General features: G+C 55.7%; 9 protein-coding genes. 2 read left to right on the top strand and 7 right to left on the bottom strand.

What is annotated here, in order from left to right:
• Nucleotides 1–38: 38 nt before the first annotated feature.
• From O77CONTIG1_RS03285 to O77CONTIG1_RS03265, 5 genes are all read right to left on the bottom strand, one after another.
• Nucleotides 39–5279, bottom strand: coding sequence for a response regulator (locus O77CONTIG1_RS03285; protein WP_068508034.1), 5241 nt, complete (start codon nt 5277–5279; stop codon nt 39–41).
• Between the two features lie 162 nt (nt 5280–5441).
• Nucleotides 5442–8321 (bottom strand): methyl-accepting chemotaxis protein, encoded by a 2880-nt coding sequence (locus tag O77CONTIG1_RS03280; RefSeq protein WP_068508032.1) that lies wholly within the window; start codon nt 8319–8321, stop codon nt 5442–5444.
• An 88-nt stretch (nt 8322–8409) separates the two neighbouring features.
• A complete protein-coding gene (locus tag O77CONTIG1_RS03275; RefSeq protein ID WP_317134201.1) occupies nt 8410–8838 on the bottom strand; it encodes a chemotaxis protein CheW in 429 nt (142 codons plus the stop codon).
• A 137-nt stretch (nt 8839–8975) separates the two neighbouring features.
• Nucleotides 8976–9341, bottom strand: coding sequence for a response regulator transcription factor (locus O77CONTIG1_RS03270; protein WP_068508027.1), 366 nt, complete (start codon nt 9339–9341; stop codon nt 8976–8978).
• 247 nt (nt 9342–9588) lie between these two features.
• The gene (locus O77CONTIG1_RS03265; protein WP_317134200.1) at nt 9589–10890 is read right to left on the bottom strand and encodes a response regulator; all 1302 of its coding nucleotides are present in this window, start codon (nt 10888–10890) and stop codon (nt 9589–9591) included.
• Between the two features lie 1285 nt (nt 10891–12175).
• Between O77CONTIG1_RS03265 and hmpF the strand changes: the two genes are divergently transcribed.
• On the top strand, nt 12176–13936 hold the full coding sequence (gene hmpF, locus O77CONTIG1_RS03260) for a pilus motility taxis protein HmpF (RefSeq protein ID WP_068508023.1): 1761 nt from the start codon (nt 12176–12178) through the stop codon (nt 13934–13936).
• A 129-nt stretch (nt 13937–14065) separates the two neighbouring features.
• On the opposite strand, the gene O77CONTIG1_RS03255 is transcribed toward hmpF, so the two are convergent.
• Nucleotides 14066–14920, bottom strand: a complete 855-nt coding sequence (locus O77CONTIG1_RS03255; RefSeq protein ID WP_225894678.1) for a pentapeptide repeat-containing protein — start codon at nt 14918–14920, stop codon at nt 14066–14068.
• A gap of 269 nt (nt 14921–15189) precedes the next feature.
• Here O77CONTIG1_RS03255 and ilvD point away from each other — a divergent pair, with 269 nt between their 5' ends.
• The gene (ilvD, locus tag O77CONTIG1_RS03250) at nt 15190–16875 is read left to right on the top strand and encodes a dihydroxy-acid dehydratase (protein WP_068508018.1); all 1686 of its coding nucleotides are present in this window, start codon (nt 15190–15192) and stop codon (nt 16873–16875) included.
• 37 nt (nt 16876–16912) lie between these two features.
• On the opposite strand, the gene O77CONTIG1_RS03245 is transcribed toward ilvD, so the two are convergent.
• Nucleotides 16913–17449, bottom strand: a complete 537-nt coding sequence (locus tag O77CONTIG1_RS03245) for a pentapeptide repeat-containing protein (protein WP_197673306.1) — start codon at nt 17447–17449, stop codon at nt 16913–16915.
• Nucleotides 17450–17649: the final 200 nt, after the last annotated feature.

Raw genomic sequence — 17649 nt, 5'->3', positions numbered from 1 at the left:
GAGCTACTGTTTAGTTAGTTACTGTTTAGTTACTGTCTTTAGTTACTATCTCCGCTAGCTGCCACCAGCACCTCGCCCTTGAGCATCCGCTGCGCCGCATCGAGCAGCATTTCCTCCAAATAGGGCTTGGTAAAGTAACCCTTGGCTCCAAGCTGGATAGCCATTTGGCGGTGGCGGTCGGCTCCGCGAGAGGTCAGCATGGCAATAGGAATGTGGGCCAGGTGCACGTCTTTCTGCATTCGAGATAGCAGTTCTAGCCCGTCCATGCGGGGCATTTCAATGTCGCAGAACACCAAATCGCAGGGCAAGCCAGACCGGAGTTTTTCCCAGGCTTCCTGTCCGTCGCGAGCCTGCTCCACCCGATAGCCAATCTTGGCAAAGGTCATCGACAGCAGTTCGCGGACGGTAATGGAGTCGTCCACAATCAGCACCGTGGGTTCCTGCTTTGCATCGGCTGCATCGGCGGGTGGCTCTTCGCTGACTTCCCACAGGGAGCTACCGGCCTCGCGACGGATGCGACCCATCGACAGGTCGATGAGTTCCAGCACGTCGGCAATGGGCATGATGCGTCCGTCGCCCAGCACCGTCGCCCCAGCAATGCCCAACGGTTTGGGCACAGGTCCTTCGAGTTGTTTGATTACAATTTCTTGTTCGCCCAAAACCTGATCGACTTGCAGTGCCAGATAGCTGCCCGCGTTGCTCCGCAGCACCACCACCGACACAATATCGTCTTCCTGGTTGCCGCCATAGACGCTGCCGCGACCCAGGCTGCGATTGTATTTCAGCAGGTTCGACAGCGGCTGGAAGGGTAGCAGTTGTTCACGCCACGGGATACAGGATTGACCTTCGCTATTGATCTGGATGCGATCGCGCGGGACATCCAACATATCTTGCACCCCGTCCATTGGGAAGGCGATGCGAGCGCGGTTGCTGATGCAGCACAGCGCTTTGGAGATACTCAGCGTCAACGGCAGGCGGATGGTGAAGGTCGTGCCGCGCCCGACGGAGGAGTCGATGTTGATCACGCCCCGAATTTCGTTGAGGCTGGTGCGAACCACGTCCATGCCCACACCACGTCCTGCCAGGTCGTCGGCCTTGTCGCGGGTGCTGAAGCCGTGGTGGAACAGCAGGTCATAAACATCCAACCGAGACATATTTTTGGCTTCGGCGGGGGTAATCAGCCCACGGGCGATCGCCTTCTGTTTCACCAGTTCCGGGTCAATTCCGGCTCCATCGTCGCTGACCGAAATCACCGTCTGGTTGCCCTGGTGGAAGGTGCGAACCGTAATTCGCCCGGTCGGTGCTTTGCCCATCGCGGCCCGTTCTTGGGGCGACTCGATGCCGTGGGTAATGGCGTTGTTGACCAGATGGGTCATCGGGTCATAAAGCTGCTCCAGGATCATCTTGTCGATCAGGGTTTCGCGTCCCTCCAGCACCAGTTCTGCCTGCTTGCCACAGCGCAGAGAGATGTCGCGAACCGCACGGGGGAGGCGATCGGCGGTTTGGGCAAAGGGCACCATTCGGGTGCGGGTCAGCCCTTCCTGAAGCTGTGTAGTGATCTGACGGAAGTTGCGGGTGATCTGATCTGTCTCGTCCACCACAAAGTCAATGTCTGAGGCCGATTCTCGCACCCGCACGATTAGCTCGATCATCTCCTGTGAGAGAGTGTGGAAGCCCGTGAACCGATCCATCTCCAGCGCGTCGAAGCTCACGCCCGTTGCGTGGTTGCTCTGGCTGCTGCTGGGGGCGCTGCCAGGAGCCGTAAAGGCAGAGGTCTTGCGTCCAGAGAGCAGAGAGCTTTCCAGGAGCGATCGCTCGTACAGGTCGCGCATCCGCTGACCCACATCGCTCAACTGCTGCACTTGATAGAGCAGGTTGTCGAGGAACTGCCGCAGCCGTTCCTCAGCTTGTTCCAGACTGTTGCGGTTGACGACCAGTTCGCCCACCAAGTTGTTGAGGTTGTCCAGGTTTTTGACCGATACCCGCATGGTCTGGTCGGTCAGGGTGGGGGCGCTACGGCGGGTTGCAGGGCGGCGGGCCGCAGCAGCATTTCGAGCCGCCCGCATGGTGGGAATGTCAGACAGGGTTTGGTCGGCGTTTTCTAGCAGCCGTTCCAAGTCCTCAAACTCATCTGCTTCGGCCTCGCTGGGAATTGGAGGAGCAGTAGGCGGAACAGAAGTTACATCTCTGTCGAGTAGCGCTTCCAAATCCGCAAAGTCGTCCGCCTCTTCCACGCCAAACCCTGAAATAGGCGTTTTAGAATCAGTTGTTGCCATTTCTTCTTCTAACAGCGCATCCAAATCTGCAAAGGCATCTGCTTCATCCCCAACGCCGTCCCCATTGACCGGACTGGAATCTGCCAGCAGGTCTTCCAAGTCAGCAAAATCGCTGTTGGGGTCTGATGCGTTTTCAAACAGGCTGGCTTCGCTGAGGTCAAGCCCAAAATCTGGCGGGACGGTTTCGTCGGCATTGCCCAACAGCAAATCCAGGTCGCCAAAGTCGGCTACGGCCGCAGCAGCTTCGGGATTGGGGGCGATCGCCTCCAAGGGCTTGCTGGAGATCAGGGGTTCCTCTACTGAAAGTTCCTCTACTGGAGGCTCCTCAGCGGAAGCGCTGGCTGCGTCGTCGATCGACTCTTCAATTGCAAGTTCTGCTGCAAGTTCTGCGCTTGTCTGTAGCTCTTGCAGAGCTTCTAACTGCGTCTTCTCTAGTTGCGACTCTTCCAGCAAGGCATCCAGACTGCCAGCGGCTTCGGCATCTACCCCCGAAAACAATTCGTCTCCATCCAAAGCCTCCGTACCCAGAGCTTCGTCTAGCCCCAGATCGAGCAGGGCAAACTCATCTTCTGGCCCAGCAACGTCTTCTGTCGCATCGAGATCAGCGCTAGCAGTAGGCTCTTCTAGGCGGTCTACGTCCGCATCGCTCAGGTCAAAGCCCCCCAAATCTTCGACTCCCAGCAAGTCTGGGTCAGCAGTTGGGTTGATTGCTGGAGAGGTTTCAGGTGCTTCTTCTTCTAGATCATCCAGGCTGTCCCAGATCGATTGGGCCGACGGCTCAGAATCCCACAAATCAGCCGTAACATCCTGATCGGCCTCCACATCCCACATCGCTGGAGCCGGAGTCAGCGCTGCCAGCCCATCTTCAGAATCCAGTGCATCTAGCCAGGACGTTGGCTGAGCAGTCGCATCTTCTTGGGGGTTTTCTTCTAGTTCGAGGCCCATGTCAAGGTTGCTCGCTCCAGAACCGTCCATCGCCAAAAGATCTTCGGCAGCAGGGGGCTGGTCAAGAGAGCCATCCTCAGGAGCATTCTCACCCATCTCCGCTGCGGACGGCTCAAACAGGATTGACGAATCCACCTCAGCCACAGCTTCCTCGCCCATGCTGGTCAGTGCTTCCGGCTCTAAATCACTGCCCAAGTCTGCAAAGAAGTCGTCTAATGCATCAAGCTGCTGGTCAGGGTCGGAGGTTCCAGGCAAATCCAAAAAGCGATTGTCTGGCCCCTCATTGAGTCCATCCAGCAGCCCAGTATCTAGGTCGTCGAATCCAGAAAAACTTGAAGCCGAGGATTCTTCGGCAAATAGGTCACCATCCAGCAGGTCATCCAGAGATGCCTCCTCAGCCATTGCAGACGGATCGGGCATGGCGAACAGATCGGGGGCAGGCAACTGCGGTTCTGGCTGCGCTCCAAACAGAACTTCTGAGGAGTCATCCAACTGAGCCGCGCTGTTTGCCGCAGCATTCAGAATTGCAGAGAGGTCGTCGTCTGAATCGTCCGCTGCGCTTTCAAAACTGCCGGAATCGTCGCCAGTGCCGTAGGATTCCAGACCTCCCTCTAGCTCTAGCTCTAAATCGCTCAGCTCGCCAGCGGTGTCTTGCCCAAATAGCAAGTCTGAGAAGTCGCTGGTCGGGTCAGGCTCCAGTGGTTCTGGTAGCTCCACTTCGATTTCGGACAGAATTTCTTCTTGCCAAACGATTCCCAGGTCGGGCGCTTCGTTTTCAAACAGGTCGGCCAGGCTGTTGAGTTCTGCAATGCCGACTTCTGGCCCGTTTTGATCGTCTCCTGTAGGATCATCGGCTGCGGCAAAATCTAGTTCTTCTAAGCCGCTGGGCCCATCCAACACATCCAGGCCCAGGGCGCTGTCATCTGTTGAGGCAAAGGGGCCTGGTGCATCCGAAGCGGATGTATCCGGTAAGTCAAAATCGGCAGTGTCAAATGACCGTTCAAAATCGTGAGTGCGATCGCCCGATACTGCCTGCTCATCTGCGGCTGCCCCAAAGGCCGCATCAAAGTTTAGCGGATCGAAGTCTAGGGGTGTATTGGGTGTATCCAGCACTTCGGCATCGGGCAAACCAAACCCAGCATCGTCTACGCCGCCGTCGGTTGTGGACGGAACGGATAGCCAGTCGGCTACAGGTTCCAGCAGCAGGTCATCGCCGCTGGGCTGAAGTTGGAGTAGGGCTTTGCTGGGCGTGATGTCGGCGGCGCGACTCGCTAGCACCCGCTCTTGCGCCTGCTTGATGTCTTTGATGATGACGGGCGCGAGGGTGCGAAACTCGTTATCGGGGTGGGCGATCGCCCTTTCTGCCAGAGAGAGCAGCTCTGCCCAGGCAGGCAAGTCAAACGGATCGCCGTAGCCGCTCAGCGTCCGACAGAGGGACTGAAGTTGTTGACGAGTAGCATCGCTGTCTGCCTGCTTGAAGAGTTGCAGCATTTCTCGCAGACGAGCGGGCACGTCGCTCTGGAACATCAGCAGGAGGGCACTTTCCTCGGCGATCGCAGGCTGTGGCGCAGGGGCAGGAGTTGCCTTGGCAGCAGGAACCGCTAGCTCCACATCCTCCGGCGGTGTGCCACCCGATTGGGCCACCAACCGGGACAGATGCTCGTTAATCTGCCCAAAGATTGGCTCCACCCCAGCCATCACCTCGGCAGATTTGTCATCGGTCAACCCAAAGGGACCCTGGAGGTGATCCAACAGTTCTCGCAGCGCGTCAAACACGCCCAGCAGAAGCGTTTCCAGGGTTTGATCAACCTGCACTGGGCACTCTTTCAGCACCTTGAAGTAGTCTTCCAGGCGGTGGGACGTGTTTTGAATGCTGTCTAGCCCCAACATTGCCGCGCCGCCCTTGACCGAGTGCGCCGCACGAAACACTTCGCTGACCATCTCCGAGTCTTCGATAGTGGCTTGCAGATTCAGCAACCCCTGCTCGATGGTGTTCAAATGGTCTTTTGCTTCTTCAATGAAGTAGCCCAGGATGCGCTGTTGTTGTTCCGACAGCATAGCGGTGTTCCTTCTAAATGGGGGAAATGCGCGAAATGAAGATGGGGTGAGCGGTTCAAAATGCAAGAGGGCGTATCCCCTCAAAATCTACCCTAATGTACCCGAATCCATCCAAAGCTCCATCAAGTGCCGAGCAAGCCGGTCAAGAAGACGCAGAAGACACTACTTTTCAACGCGGAACCGTTCCACCGAGTTCAGCAGGTCGCGGGCAACGCCCACCAAGTTTTGCAGCGAACCCGACACGCGCTGTGCTTCTTGAGAGGTTTCCTGGGCGGTCAATTCCACCGATTGCATCACCTGAGCCACGGCGCGGGAGGTTTCGGTTTGCTCGATGGTGTCGGTGGTAATGGAGCGCACCAGCACGTCGATGCGGTTCGACACCTGAATGATGTCTTCGAGCGATCGCTTTGCCTGTTCTGCCAGCCGGGTGCCCTCGATCACCTGCTGCGTACCTTCTTCCATCGCGGTCATCACCGAGCCAGTCTCGCTTTGAATTTGCAGCACGATTTGCTCAATTTCCTTCGATGCTTTGGCAGCCCGGTCGGCAAGCTGGCGCACCTCGTCTGCCACGATTGCAAAGCCTCGTCCCGCTTCGCCTGCCCGCGCCGCCTCAATACTGGCGTTTAGCGCCAGCAGGTTAGTGCGAGAAGCGATGGAGGAAATCAGAGCCACAATCTTGGAGATTTCCTGGGACGACTCCGCAAGTCGTTTTACTTTGCGGGTGGTTTCTGCCACCGTTTCGCGGATTTCCAGAATGCCAGACACGGTGCGCTCCACTGCTTCGCCACCCTTGAGCGCGGTGGTCGATGCAGAACGCGCCACCTCTTCGGCTTCGCGGGCGCTCTCCGCCACCCGCTGAATCGAGTCGGTCATCATCTGCACAGAGTTCAGCGTGACGGCCAGTTCCTCTGCCTGTCGCAAAGCGTCTTGTGAGAGCGATCGCGCAAAAATCTCATTTTCAGTAGACCCCTTGGTCACCTGCCGCGCCGCCTGCTTCACCTGCTGCACGATTTCTCGCAGGTTTTGAATGGTCAGGTTAAACGAGTCGGCGACTGCACCCAGCACGTCTGCGGTCACCTCTGCCTGAACCGTCAGGTCGCCCCGTGCCGCGCCTTCCACATCATCCAGCAGGCGAATCACCTGACGTTGCAGGTCTTCCTTCGCTTGCTCCTGCTCCTCCGCTTTGCGCTGGGCTTCGCTAGTGGTCGTCAAAATCACCCGCGCCATCTGATTAAACCCAGACGAGAGCTGACCCAGTTCATCTTCGGAATACACCGTTGCACGAGCATTCAGATTGCCTTGCGACACTGCATTAAACTGCGACTGCAAATCGGTCACCGAGCGCTTAATCTGACGATTCGACGCAGCGCTTAGAGCCGTTGCCGTACCGCCACCAACCAGACCCGCCGCCACCGCCATCACCAGCCCCATCTTTTGGCTTGCTGGAATGATGGTCGGTCGGTCTTCTTCGGGCACTAGGAAGTTGGATGCCAGGAAGCCGATCGTTGCCACGGCGATCGCCGAAGTAATGCCCGTGGCCAAACCAATCAACCACTTCTTGCTGTCGAGGGGCGCATTCGCCAAGGGAGCCAGCCACCCTTGCTGCTCCGCGACTTCAACTTCGACATTCCGCCCATCGCCCTGGGTAAAGGTCGGCAGCGCGCCAGACACTCCAGAAATACTGAAGATCTCGTCTTCTCGAATCACCGACTGATCAGCTCCTCCATCAGTCAGGTCAAACCCACTCTCGCTAGACACCATGCCCGACCGCCCAGAGACCAAAAAGCTTTCGCCGCCGACCGAAGGACTTGTAAAGCCAGCCGAATGGTCAGACACATCGAAGTCGGGCAGGCTGCCCAAATCATCAAACTCATCAAACTCATCCAGAAAATCAACCCCTCCCACGGCTCTATTGCCACTGTGGGGGTCTTCACTAGTTGAGAAATCGTCTAGGCTATCCAGGTCGTCCAGCGCATAGCTACTGCCGCCATCCACAAAAGTATGGTCATCCAAATCGGCGGAAAAACCGCCGCTGCCGTTGCCATGGCTGGGCATTGGGTAGCCATTCGTCTCATAGGAAGGAGGAGCATAACCTGGCGTGCCATAGTCCGATGCGCCATAGTTCGATGCGCCATAGTCCGATGCACCGTAATTGGGGGCAGCGTAGGATTCATCCTCTTGCTGCTGTCTGTGTCCAAACGTAGCCTCACCGTCCTCTTCAGACGACAGAGCTTCAAATTCATCAGACATCATGAACAGAGTCTCTTCCCCTGTAGACTCAGCCGACATCGAAAAACCACCGCCAGCAGGAGGTGACGGAAAAGCTTCATACGCTTGATCCTCCAGCCCTGAATCAAAGGACAAATCTGGCTCCGCCGCCGGATCATCAAATCCAGCCGCCGCAAAGTTCTCGATCAACCGACCGGAGTCGTCATAACTATAGGGCGATGGCTGGCCCAACCCAGCATCGGCCGGATTCGCCAGCCCAGCCAGAGGATCGTCGGATGCCGCAAAGGGGTCATTCAGCCCAAAGTCGCCGTCTGCTTCGTCGCCAGCGAATGGATTGTCGAAGGGCGACGGAATTCCCTCAGGGCTAGCAAATGGGTCTTCGGCACCATTAAAGTCCAGCCCATCAAAGCTAAAAGCATTATCCAAGTCGCCTAGATCGCCACCCTCTTCAAAGTAAGTTTGGGAGTCAGTTGTGCTAACAAAATCACCGTCAATGTCGTCAAATCCGGCATCTGGGGCAACCGTCGCACCAGCATCACTATACTGCTGAATCGTTTCTAACCCACTGTTGGCATAATCCACATACTCTGGGTCATTGGTCAGCGACAGCACTGACTGATACTGTTCACGCGCAATGTCGTATTGCTGGAGGCCGTAGCAGTAGATATGTCCGCGCAACAGCCGCACATTGGGGTCATCGGGATAGTCTTCTACAAGGCGATCGATCACCGCTGCTGCATCGTCGTATTTTCCTTGCATATAGGCTCTTTCAGCCTGCTGATATTCCTGTGCGTATCCAGTGCTTGATCCCATGTGCCTTCTCCTTAAGCCTGTGCGCGTCTCCGAATGTGCCTCGGTCTAATGGGTTGTCGAGTGAATTATCGAACGGGTTGAAGCTGAGTCAAGCAGCCCATCGGGCCGACCTCAGAATTGCGACTTGATCTAGCAGTCTTAAATGGCGATCTTGAGCGTCTCCAACGGCCCATTCGCCTCGAATAAAGGGAGCCATGCCGTCGGGCAGGTTGGTTGGCACCTGAATGTCGTCAAGGGGAAGCCAGTCCATGCCGTTAATCAGGTCAACAGCCAACCCCAACATGGTGTCTTGGTCTTCAACCGCGATAACGTAGATTTCTGAGCGATCGGTACTCAGTGGCGCGGAGTCTCCCAGAAACTGACCCAGATCAGCAACCCAAACAACGCGCCCTCGCACGTTTAGAGTACCCAACAGGAGGGGAGAGACATTCGGAATGGGCGTGATGCGATCGGGCGGCGAGGCAATCACTTCCTTGATTCCTACGGCGGGCAGGGCAAACTCGTCGCCCGAAGTCATGAAGAACCTCAGATGTAGCTCTCCTTCAGGACTGTCTAGTTCCTGAAACTCTGCGACCTGATCTTGCCCTCTGCCTGTGAAAAAATCTGGATTGCCTATCATGGACGATTAACCTATCTTTACCTGGTTCATCTGAGCTATCCCCGCAGCAATTGCTTGACCGTGCCCACTAACTCGGTTGGTTGGAACGGCTTTGCAATGTATGCATCTGCACCCTGCTTCATGCCCCAATAGCGATCGAATTCTTCCCCTTTAGAGGAACACATTACAACGGGGATGTTTTGAGTTTTGGGATTGGCTTTGATTTGTCGGCAGACCTCGTATCCGTTCATGCGGGGCATTACGATGTCGAGAACCACTAGGTCAGGGCTATGACCTTCTATTTGTTCTAGCGCTTCTACACCATCGCTAGCCACGGTGACATCGAGTCCGCTGCCTTTTAGCAGGTCAGTAATCATTTCCCGCTGGGTCACGCTGTCTTCTACAACCAAAACTCTACTCATAACGCCTTACTTTGCAACCATAGTGTTGATTTCGCGAAACCGCTTGGGTAAACACTGAGTGGATTCTAGAAGCCTACTAGGAAACTTACTAATAAAAATAATGCCCTTTTATTGCGGTGCCCTTTAAAGATAGCGAAGGTTGGCATTTGCAAAACACCTGACCCCTGTATTGGCAGAATGTTGGCAAAATACCAACGACATTGGCAAGCCTGCGTTTCGCGGATGTTTTGCAGACTCCTGTGCCGGGTTAAGCGGGATGGGGTGGGAATGAAGAAGTATCGGTGGGGGGTGGTTTGATATCAAGTTCTAACGCATTTTCTAAGTCTTCTGCCAGGAGTCTTTCAACGTTGGGCGGGTTTTCTAGCCCTGGGCCAATGTAGGTTTCGACCAGTGTGAGTAGTTCTTGTTCGCCGAAGGGTTTTGTGAGGTAGTCGGTTGCGCCGACGATGCGTGCTTTGACGCGATCGATAAAGCCGTCGCGACCGGTGAGCATGATGATTGGGGTTTGCCGGAAGGCGGTGGAGGTGCGGAGCATGGCGCAGATTTCATAGCCATCCAGTTCGGGCATGGAGATGTCGCAGAGGATGAGGTCGGGCTTGAGATGAAAGACTAGGCTGAGGGCTTTGAGGGGATTGCCGATGGAGGTGGCTTCGTAGCCGTGGCTGCGGAGGATGGACTCGATGGCTTTGCGGATGGAGGTGCCGTCATCGATGCAGACGATGCGGGGGACGGGGGTTTGAATGGTGGGCTTGGGCTTTGCGGGCAGAGTGTTGGGGATAGGGGCGGCAAGCTGAACGATACCTTGCTTGATGTAGGGGTAGAGGGCTTTGGCGACGGTGATGAGGTCACGGTTGAGGTAGCGAGAGATTTGCCGGATGGAGGTTTGTCCGTCCATCCAGTCGCTGAGGGCGGCGATGGTGGCTTCTTTTACGGAGTCGCGGAGGCGATCGCCATCGACCACGACTAACCCTTGGTCGGGGGATTGGATATGAGGATGAAACTTTTTCCAGGACTGTACCTGAGTCATGATGCGGGCAAGTAGCGGGCCAATTTCCAGCGTGGTGAGTTGGGGGGCGAGGGGAGAACCGATTTCAAAGATGAAGCTACCCTGGTGCAGGCTGAGCAGGTCAAACAGGGTTTCGCGCACCATGCTGTGGATGATGCTGCGGGCCTGGGCGGGAGTGAGGATACGTTGCTCCAGCAGGGCCCAGAGGTGTCCGTATTCGGGAGTGTTTGTAGTGGCGATCGCCCCTCCGGTGTCTACCCCATTCAGCGATGCTTCCAACTGATAGCGACGGAGATAATCGCGCAGGCGAGACAAATCGCTCCGGGCATCGCCTGCGTAGATGATTTGACCATTTAGAAAAAAGACAAACCAGGACTGCGAGGGCGTGGTCTTGGCGAGACGATTTCGCAGGACGATTGGCGCAGTATTTGTGTCGCCTCCTGGCAGCATTCCACCCAGCCCGTAGGACTCTACAAACAGTTCGCCCGTGCGCTGACCCAGTTCCACCAGCTGGAGAATGCTGCGGATATCAATTTCATTCAAGTTCCCCTGCATATCGCCAAATCACCCCCTCAAGGTCAGTGCTGGGCTTGGGCTAGTCTGCTGCGGGCGGTTCGCGGCTTTGGGCAGGCGCTGAAGTGGGCCTGGGTCAACCGTTGAAAGTCAATTCTGACATGATGCCCAATGCTTTTCTGCCTTTGTCATCCAGTATGATTCCCCAATTGCCTATCAAAGTAGACAAACCCCAGAATATCCGGCGAATGTCTGTATTGTTCCACTATCCTGGCGCTGCTAGGGGGTGACGCAGCCAAATCCTGAGCTTTGCCTATTCGCTCAGATTTTGTCTGAAGGCGTTAATCCAGCCCTGACTTGGGCACTCTAGACTATCAGGAATTGCAGGCTTTGCGCCGAGGGCAAGGAGCAATAGAGGGAGGCAGGGAAGCTAGATTTTAGAGCAAGTCTTGTAGGCACAAGCCCGGATAGGCGTTGGGGCGATCGCCAGATATCCCAGCGATCCAGCTAGCTCAGCCCAGTCTCACCGAAGAATGCCCAGTCCATAACTCCGATATAGTCAGTTGGGACAGGATAAATCCGCCAGGTTTGCCAAATTTGCCAGAGTTTGGCTTGTTGGGTCTGTTTTGGTGGGTTTGTTCTAGGGGGGGCGGGTTTTGCCGGGTTCCTCTCGCTGAATTTGCAGCACTCTGGGGTTCAGTCCTAGGTGAGGGTCGGCTAGAGTTCTTCTCCAGAGTCCCTATGGTGTCCCTGTTCTCATTTCCCTGTATAGAGTCTGAGCGCAGTAGAGGAGCAGGTTGGACTGACCCACTCAGTTTTGATTGCATTTTTTGCTTGCATTTTCTGGATTGCAAACTAGAATCGAACTTCAGGGGAGATATGATGATGCTACATTTGATGGAAATAGGGATGGAAGCAGCCGTCTTATCTTGTTAGATCCACCTGGAGCAATGGCTTGCGGGCGGGTGGGTGCTAAACCAGACGAGCGGTTTGTTCGGCAAGCTCTCTGGCGTTTCAGGTTCGATATGCTGCCCCAGAGGGCGAGATTTTTCCTGGTCTTTGTCTTTTGGGCGGGGCGATCGCCTGCTACTGCATCCCAGCCCAGTCGCTTCAGTCCGCTTTAGGTTCATATTATTAGGCTCAATTATTAGGCTCATAATTATGTAGCTACGTATATGGCGCTGTAGCGCTCTCATTTGAGTAAATCGCCCAACACAGACCCGATCATCATCTTGACGGGTTTCGGTTCTGCCACTGCTGGCAACTGCCTGATGTAAACCAAACCGTAGACGATACAAGTAAGGGGACGACTGGCGTGCTGTATTTAGCGGAAGTACAGAGAAAAAGCAGAGTTATCGGCAGCAGTAAGGCTGAGCTGCGGTTGCTTGCCTGCCAGCGCTCTGAAAATAGCTGGAGCGCGGTGCCGGGTGAGGAGGTCATCCCTGCACCCGACGACGTGACTTACGGGGCGGGCGTGTTGGTGATGGTGGAACTGAGCGGCACTAAGCAGGTGCAGCGCCATGCTGAGGCAGGTCGCCAGTTGGTTGCGATTTTGCAAAACTTTTCGCGGGCGCAGGAGCGCTACAAAGCTCAGGAAGAAGAAATTCAGCAGTGGAAAGAATCGCTGACCTACCAAAGCCAGGAGCTAAACCGTCGGGAAATGGAGATGGAAGCCCGACAGGAGCAGCTTCAGGAAATGGAGGAAGACTTCGAGCGGCTAGAGCAACAGCGCCAGGAGATTGAAAGCAAGCGACAGGAAGTTGAGGCGCTGAAAGCAGAGTTTGACCGCAAGAGTCAGGAGCTAGAAGGAGCTTGGGCCCAGCTTCGGGGCGAGATGGGCCGGCTAGATGAGCAAAGGGCCCAGTTTACCCAGGCTGCTGTGCTGGATGATGCGAAGGCTCAGGAACTGCAAGAATTGCTGAATCGACTGGCAGGGGCGATCGCCCCGACCGAAGCAGCCCGGGAGCAGGTGACGACCTCCTTTGACCTGCTAAATCAGCAGCAAACCACGCTCGATCAGCATTATCAAATGCTGGACGAACAGCGCAACGCCGCTCAACAGGCGCAGGACGCGCTCGACCAGCAGGTGCAACAGGTGCAAGCCCTCTGGCAAGAGTGGCAACAGTCGAAAGCAGGTTTGGATCAGGCGCGGGATGAACTGGCAGCCTTGCGGCGATCGCTCGAACTCAAGCAAGAACAGGTGCAAATCCTCACCATCCAACTGCAACAGCAAGACAGCCTCCACCATCAGTTTTGCCAGCTTGCCGATGTGTCGGATCGCTTTACCGTTGGCGCAAAGGTCGATGTCAGCAGTCTAGAGTCCATGCCTATTGAGGAACTGGAAAATATTGTCCGCGACCTGACCAATGACCTGGAAAAGATGTCTCGCTTTGTCAATAGCCAGGAAGAGGAGCTAACGGCACAGCAAGAGGAAATGCAGAACTTGCAGCAGCAGATCCAGCAAGCCAGCGAGTACGATCGCCTGCGCCTAGAAGCTGAACTCACCGACGAGCAAGATCGCTACCGGATGCTGGAGGAGACGCTGGTCGGACAGCGCCGCAACCTGCAAGAGCGCCAGGCCGTATTAAAACAGCATCAGACTGTGCTGGACAAGCGTCAGGGCCGAGCGACTGCGGACGCATCAGAAGAGACTGTCGATATTGCGCCTGTGTTGACGCAGCTTGAGACCCTCCGCCAAGACTTGGCCGCTCAACTCAAGCAGGCAGAAGCCCAGGTACAGGAACTACAAGCCGCCGTCGAGCAAGCTCAGCAGTCGGTCGATCAGCAGTCTCAGGCGCAAGAAGATCGTTGGAATCGAGCAATGGAGCTAGAGCAGCAGGTGCTAGTGCAGAAAGCTGCTGTGGGCGAGATGTGGGGCAAGGTAAATGCCTATCAGGATGCTTTGGCGCTGGCTCAGGGCGGCACGGGTGGTGTCCGCGAAAAGCTGGAATCCATCGGGCAAATTTTGAACCAGTTTCAGGAAACCAGTGATTACCAGCTTCAGGCGATCGCCGAACTGCGGCAAACTATCAGCAGCCTGACGGAACAGCGCACGCCGGAGTTTGTGATTACCTGATCTGCATCTGTCACACTAAAGCCTCGAAACAAGGAGCGATCGCCCAAGATTGCTCCTTGTCTGTTTCTAGTTTGTTTCTAACCTCAAACCCTTCTCGCATAGGCGTTGCGAAGCAGTCAGAATCAGAACCTAGCTATGCGATGACCCATCTGGCATAATCGCCCCGCGCAGATTGGCGTTTTGAAAATTGGTTTGCAAAACAGTCGCGCTGATCAGCACTGCCTCGCTTAGATTGGCTTCGCTCAGATTAGCCCAGTTCAGCTTAGCGCGATACAGGTTTGCTTTAGACAAATTTGCCCCCCGCAGCGAACTCCAGCTTAGGTTTGCGCCGCGCACATTAGCCTGGCTGAGGCTGGCGTTGATCAGGTTGGCGCTGCTGAGGCGAGTGCGGCTTAGCTCAGCTTCGTGCAGGTCGGCTTCTTCCAGGCTAGCTCCGTGCAAGATGGCCCCGGTCAGGTTTGCCCGCTCCATCAGCGACTCGTTCAAAATAGCATTGGTCAAAATTGCATTTTCCAACGTGGCGCGGGTCAGGTTGGCTGCAATCAGCTTCGCTCGGTTGAGGCTGGCATCGGTCAGGTTGGCCTCGGTCAGGTTGGCTCGATCTAGCAGCGCCTCTGCCAGGTTTGCGCCTATCAGCACCGCTTGATTCAGGTTTGCCTCCGTCAGTTTTGCGCTTCGCAGGCCGGCATCGGTTAATGTCGCTATGCTCAAATCCGCCTGATACAACTCTGCTCCAATCAGGTTGGCAATGGTCAAATCTGCGCCTCGCAAATCGGCTCCGGCGAGATTTGCCTCTCGCAGATTTGCCATTCGCAGGTTTGCGCCCTGTAGATTTGCGCCGCTGAGGTTTGCCCGCCGTAGGTTGATGCCCTGCAAATCGCGATTGCTCAGATTGAACTGACTGAGTTTGGCTTCGCGAAAATCTCGTGCCCCTGCTTCATAGTGGCTCAGGAGTTCATCAACGTTCATGAAGGTTAACATCATAGCAGTAGGCAGGCGGGTGGATTGGGCGATCGCCCATCGGTGACTGGAGCCAGCGGATTAGCATAAACTGCTGAGCAGGCTATTCAGGGAACTGATTCTCTTAGAGTGCCCGCCAGCAGCCGAGAATCTGCATTCTTCTGCATTCTGTTGTCAGGTCGATATCGATCTTCCGCCAAAAATGTCCCTGGTTTGGGAAAATGAAAGTTCCGGTGTCGCCTCATACCGAATGGTTTTACCGAACTGTTTTGAAGTCTTAAGGAACCAGTTGAATGTCTGAAACCCTCAGAAGTCAGGTGATTACGCAAGGTGTGCAGCGCAGCCCCAATCGGGCAATGCTGCGGGCAGTCGGGTTTTCCGACGACGATTTCAACAAGCCGATTGTGGGGGTTGCCAGCGCCCACAGCACGATTACCCCCTGCAACATGGGCATTGCGCCGCTGGCGGTCAAAGCGGAGGCAGGTATTCGAGCAGCAGGTGGAATGCCGCAACTGTTTGGCACGATTACCGTCAGCGACGGCATCTCGATGGGCACTGAGGGTATGAAATACTCCCTGGTATCGCGGGATGTGATTGCCGACTCGATCGAAACCGCCTGCAACGCCCAGAGCATGGACGGTGTGCTGGCGATCGGCGGCTGCGATAAGAATATGCCTGGTGCGATGATTGCTATGGCCCGCATGAATATTCCCGCGGTGTTTGTCTACGGCGGCACGATCAAGCCAGGACATTTGGAAGGGGAAGATTTAACGGTTGTCAGCGCCTTTGAAGCGGTGGGGCAATATAGCGCCGGCCGCATTGACGAAGTGCGGCTGATGTCGGTGGAGCGCAACGCCTGTCCGGGTGCAGGTTCCTGCGGTGGCATGTATACCGCCAACACGATGTCGTCGGCCTTTGAGGCGATGGGCATGAGCCTGATGTATTCCTCCACGATGTCAGCGGTTGACCCTGAAAAGGCAGAGAACACGGAACTGGCCGGCAAAGTGTTGGTGGAGGCGATTCGTAAGAACCTGCGCCCGCGAGACATTATCACCCGCAAGTCTATCGAAAACGCCATTTCGGTGGTGATGGCCGTCGGCGGTTCCACCAATGCGGTGCTGCACTTTTTGGCGATCGCCCATTCTGCCGGGGTCGAGTGGACGCTGGACGATTTCGAGCGCATTCGCCAGCGCGTGCCCGTGTTGTGCGACCTAAAGCCCTCCGGCCGCTACGTCGCCACCGATCTGCACGAGGCCGGCGGCATTCCCCAAGTGATGAAAATGCTGCTGAACCAGGGTCTATTGCACGGCGACTGCATCACTATCACCGGCGAAACCATCGCCGAGCGTCTGAGGGATCTTCCCGATGAGCCGCGCCCTGATCAGGACGTGATTCGCCCCTGGAGTAACCCTATGTATAGCACCGGCCACTTGGCCATCCTCCGGGGCAATCTGGCCACCGAAGGCGCAGTTGCCAAAATCACCGGGGTCAAGCAGCCCAAAATCACCGGCCCTGCCCGCGTGTATAACTCTGAAGAGGAGTGCCTAGACGCGATCTTGGCCAACAAAATTAATCCGGGTGATGTCCTGGTGATTCGCTATGAAGGGCCGAAAGGCGGTCCCGGAATGCGGGAAATGCTGGCTCCCACGTCTGCCATTATTGGCGCAGGGCTGGGCGATTCTGTAGGTCTGATCACCGATGGACGCTTCTCTGGCGGCACCTACGGCATGGTGGTCGGCCACGTCGCCCCCGAAGCCTATGTCGGCGGTACGATCGCCCTAGTCCAGGAAGGTGACAGCATCACCATTGATGCAGACGCTCGCCTGCTGCAACTCAACGTTTCCGATGAGGAACTAGCCCAGCGCCGCGCCCAGTGGCAACCGCCCAAGCCGCGCTATACCAAAGGCGTTTTGGCAAAATATGCCACGCTGGTTTCGTCGAGTAGCAGGGGCGCAGTGACAGATTTAGATTTGTTTTAGGAAGGCTGGGAGCAATGGCGGGTTGGAGATCTACCGGTCAACCCATCATTCTATCACTCCCCCGATGCCCATCTGGGAAAATCGTGCCCTCATCGGCGATCGCCCCGCCCAGATTTGCCGACTGGGCACGAAACAAATTACATTGGCCAATATTCGCCCCCTCTAGCTTGGCTTGCTGGAGGTCTGCCCCCACCAGGTTTGCCGCCTGCAAGTTTGCCGCAGCCAAGTTAGAGTAGCGCAGATCCGCACTTTGGAGATTGGCTTCCTGGAGCGAGGCCTCTGCCAGATCCGCATAGCAGAGGATGCTGCGCGACAGGTTTGCCCGATCGAGCGCCGACTGTTTCAAGTTGGCCGATTGTAGCCGTGCATTACCCAATTCCGCAGCTTGCAGTTGTGTTCCCTGCAAGTTTGCGCGGCTGAGGTTGGCATAGGCCAGATAAGCCTGTTGGAGGTTGCTTCCTTGAAGATTAATGTCTTGCAAATTGCATTCAAATAAGTCAGATTGGCTTAAATCGAGATTGCTAAAATCGCGTCTTCCCGCAGCATATTCCGTCAAAAGCGTTTCAACTGACATTCGTTCCATAATGAGCATTAGTTCAGCAAAATTTGGCGCTGTAACGGCGATCGCCACAGCGCTGAAACTGCCTGCAATAGTTCACCCCACTCCTTTACAAGAGTTTACAAACACTCCTTGCCGATCAATAGATTACTTAATCTTCTTTTAGTTTTCTTAGTGAGTTCATCTATTCCTATACGAGCCATAAGTTTATGCAA

This window comes from Leptolyngbya sp. O-77 (genome assembly GCF_001548395.1).
In the GTDB taxonomy this organism is placed as follows: Bacteria; Cyanobacteriota; Cyanobacteriia; order Elainellales; family Elainellaceae; genus Thermoleptolyngbya.
The sequence above is the reverse complement of the archived record's forward strand: the minus strand, read 5'-3'. Positions and strand labels throughout refer to the sequence as shown.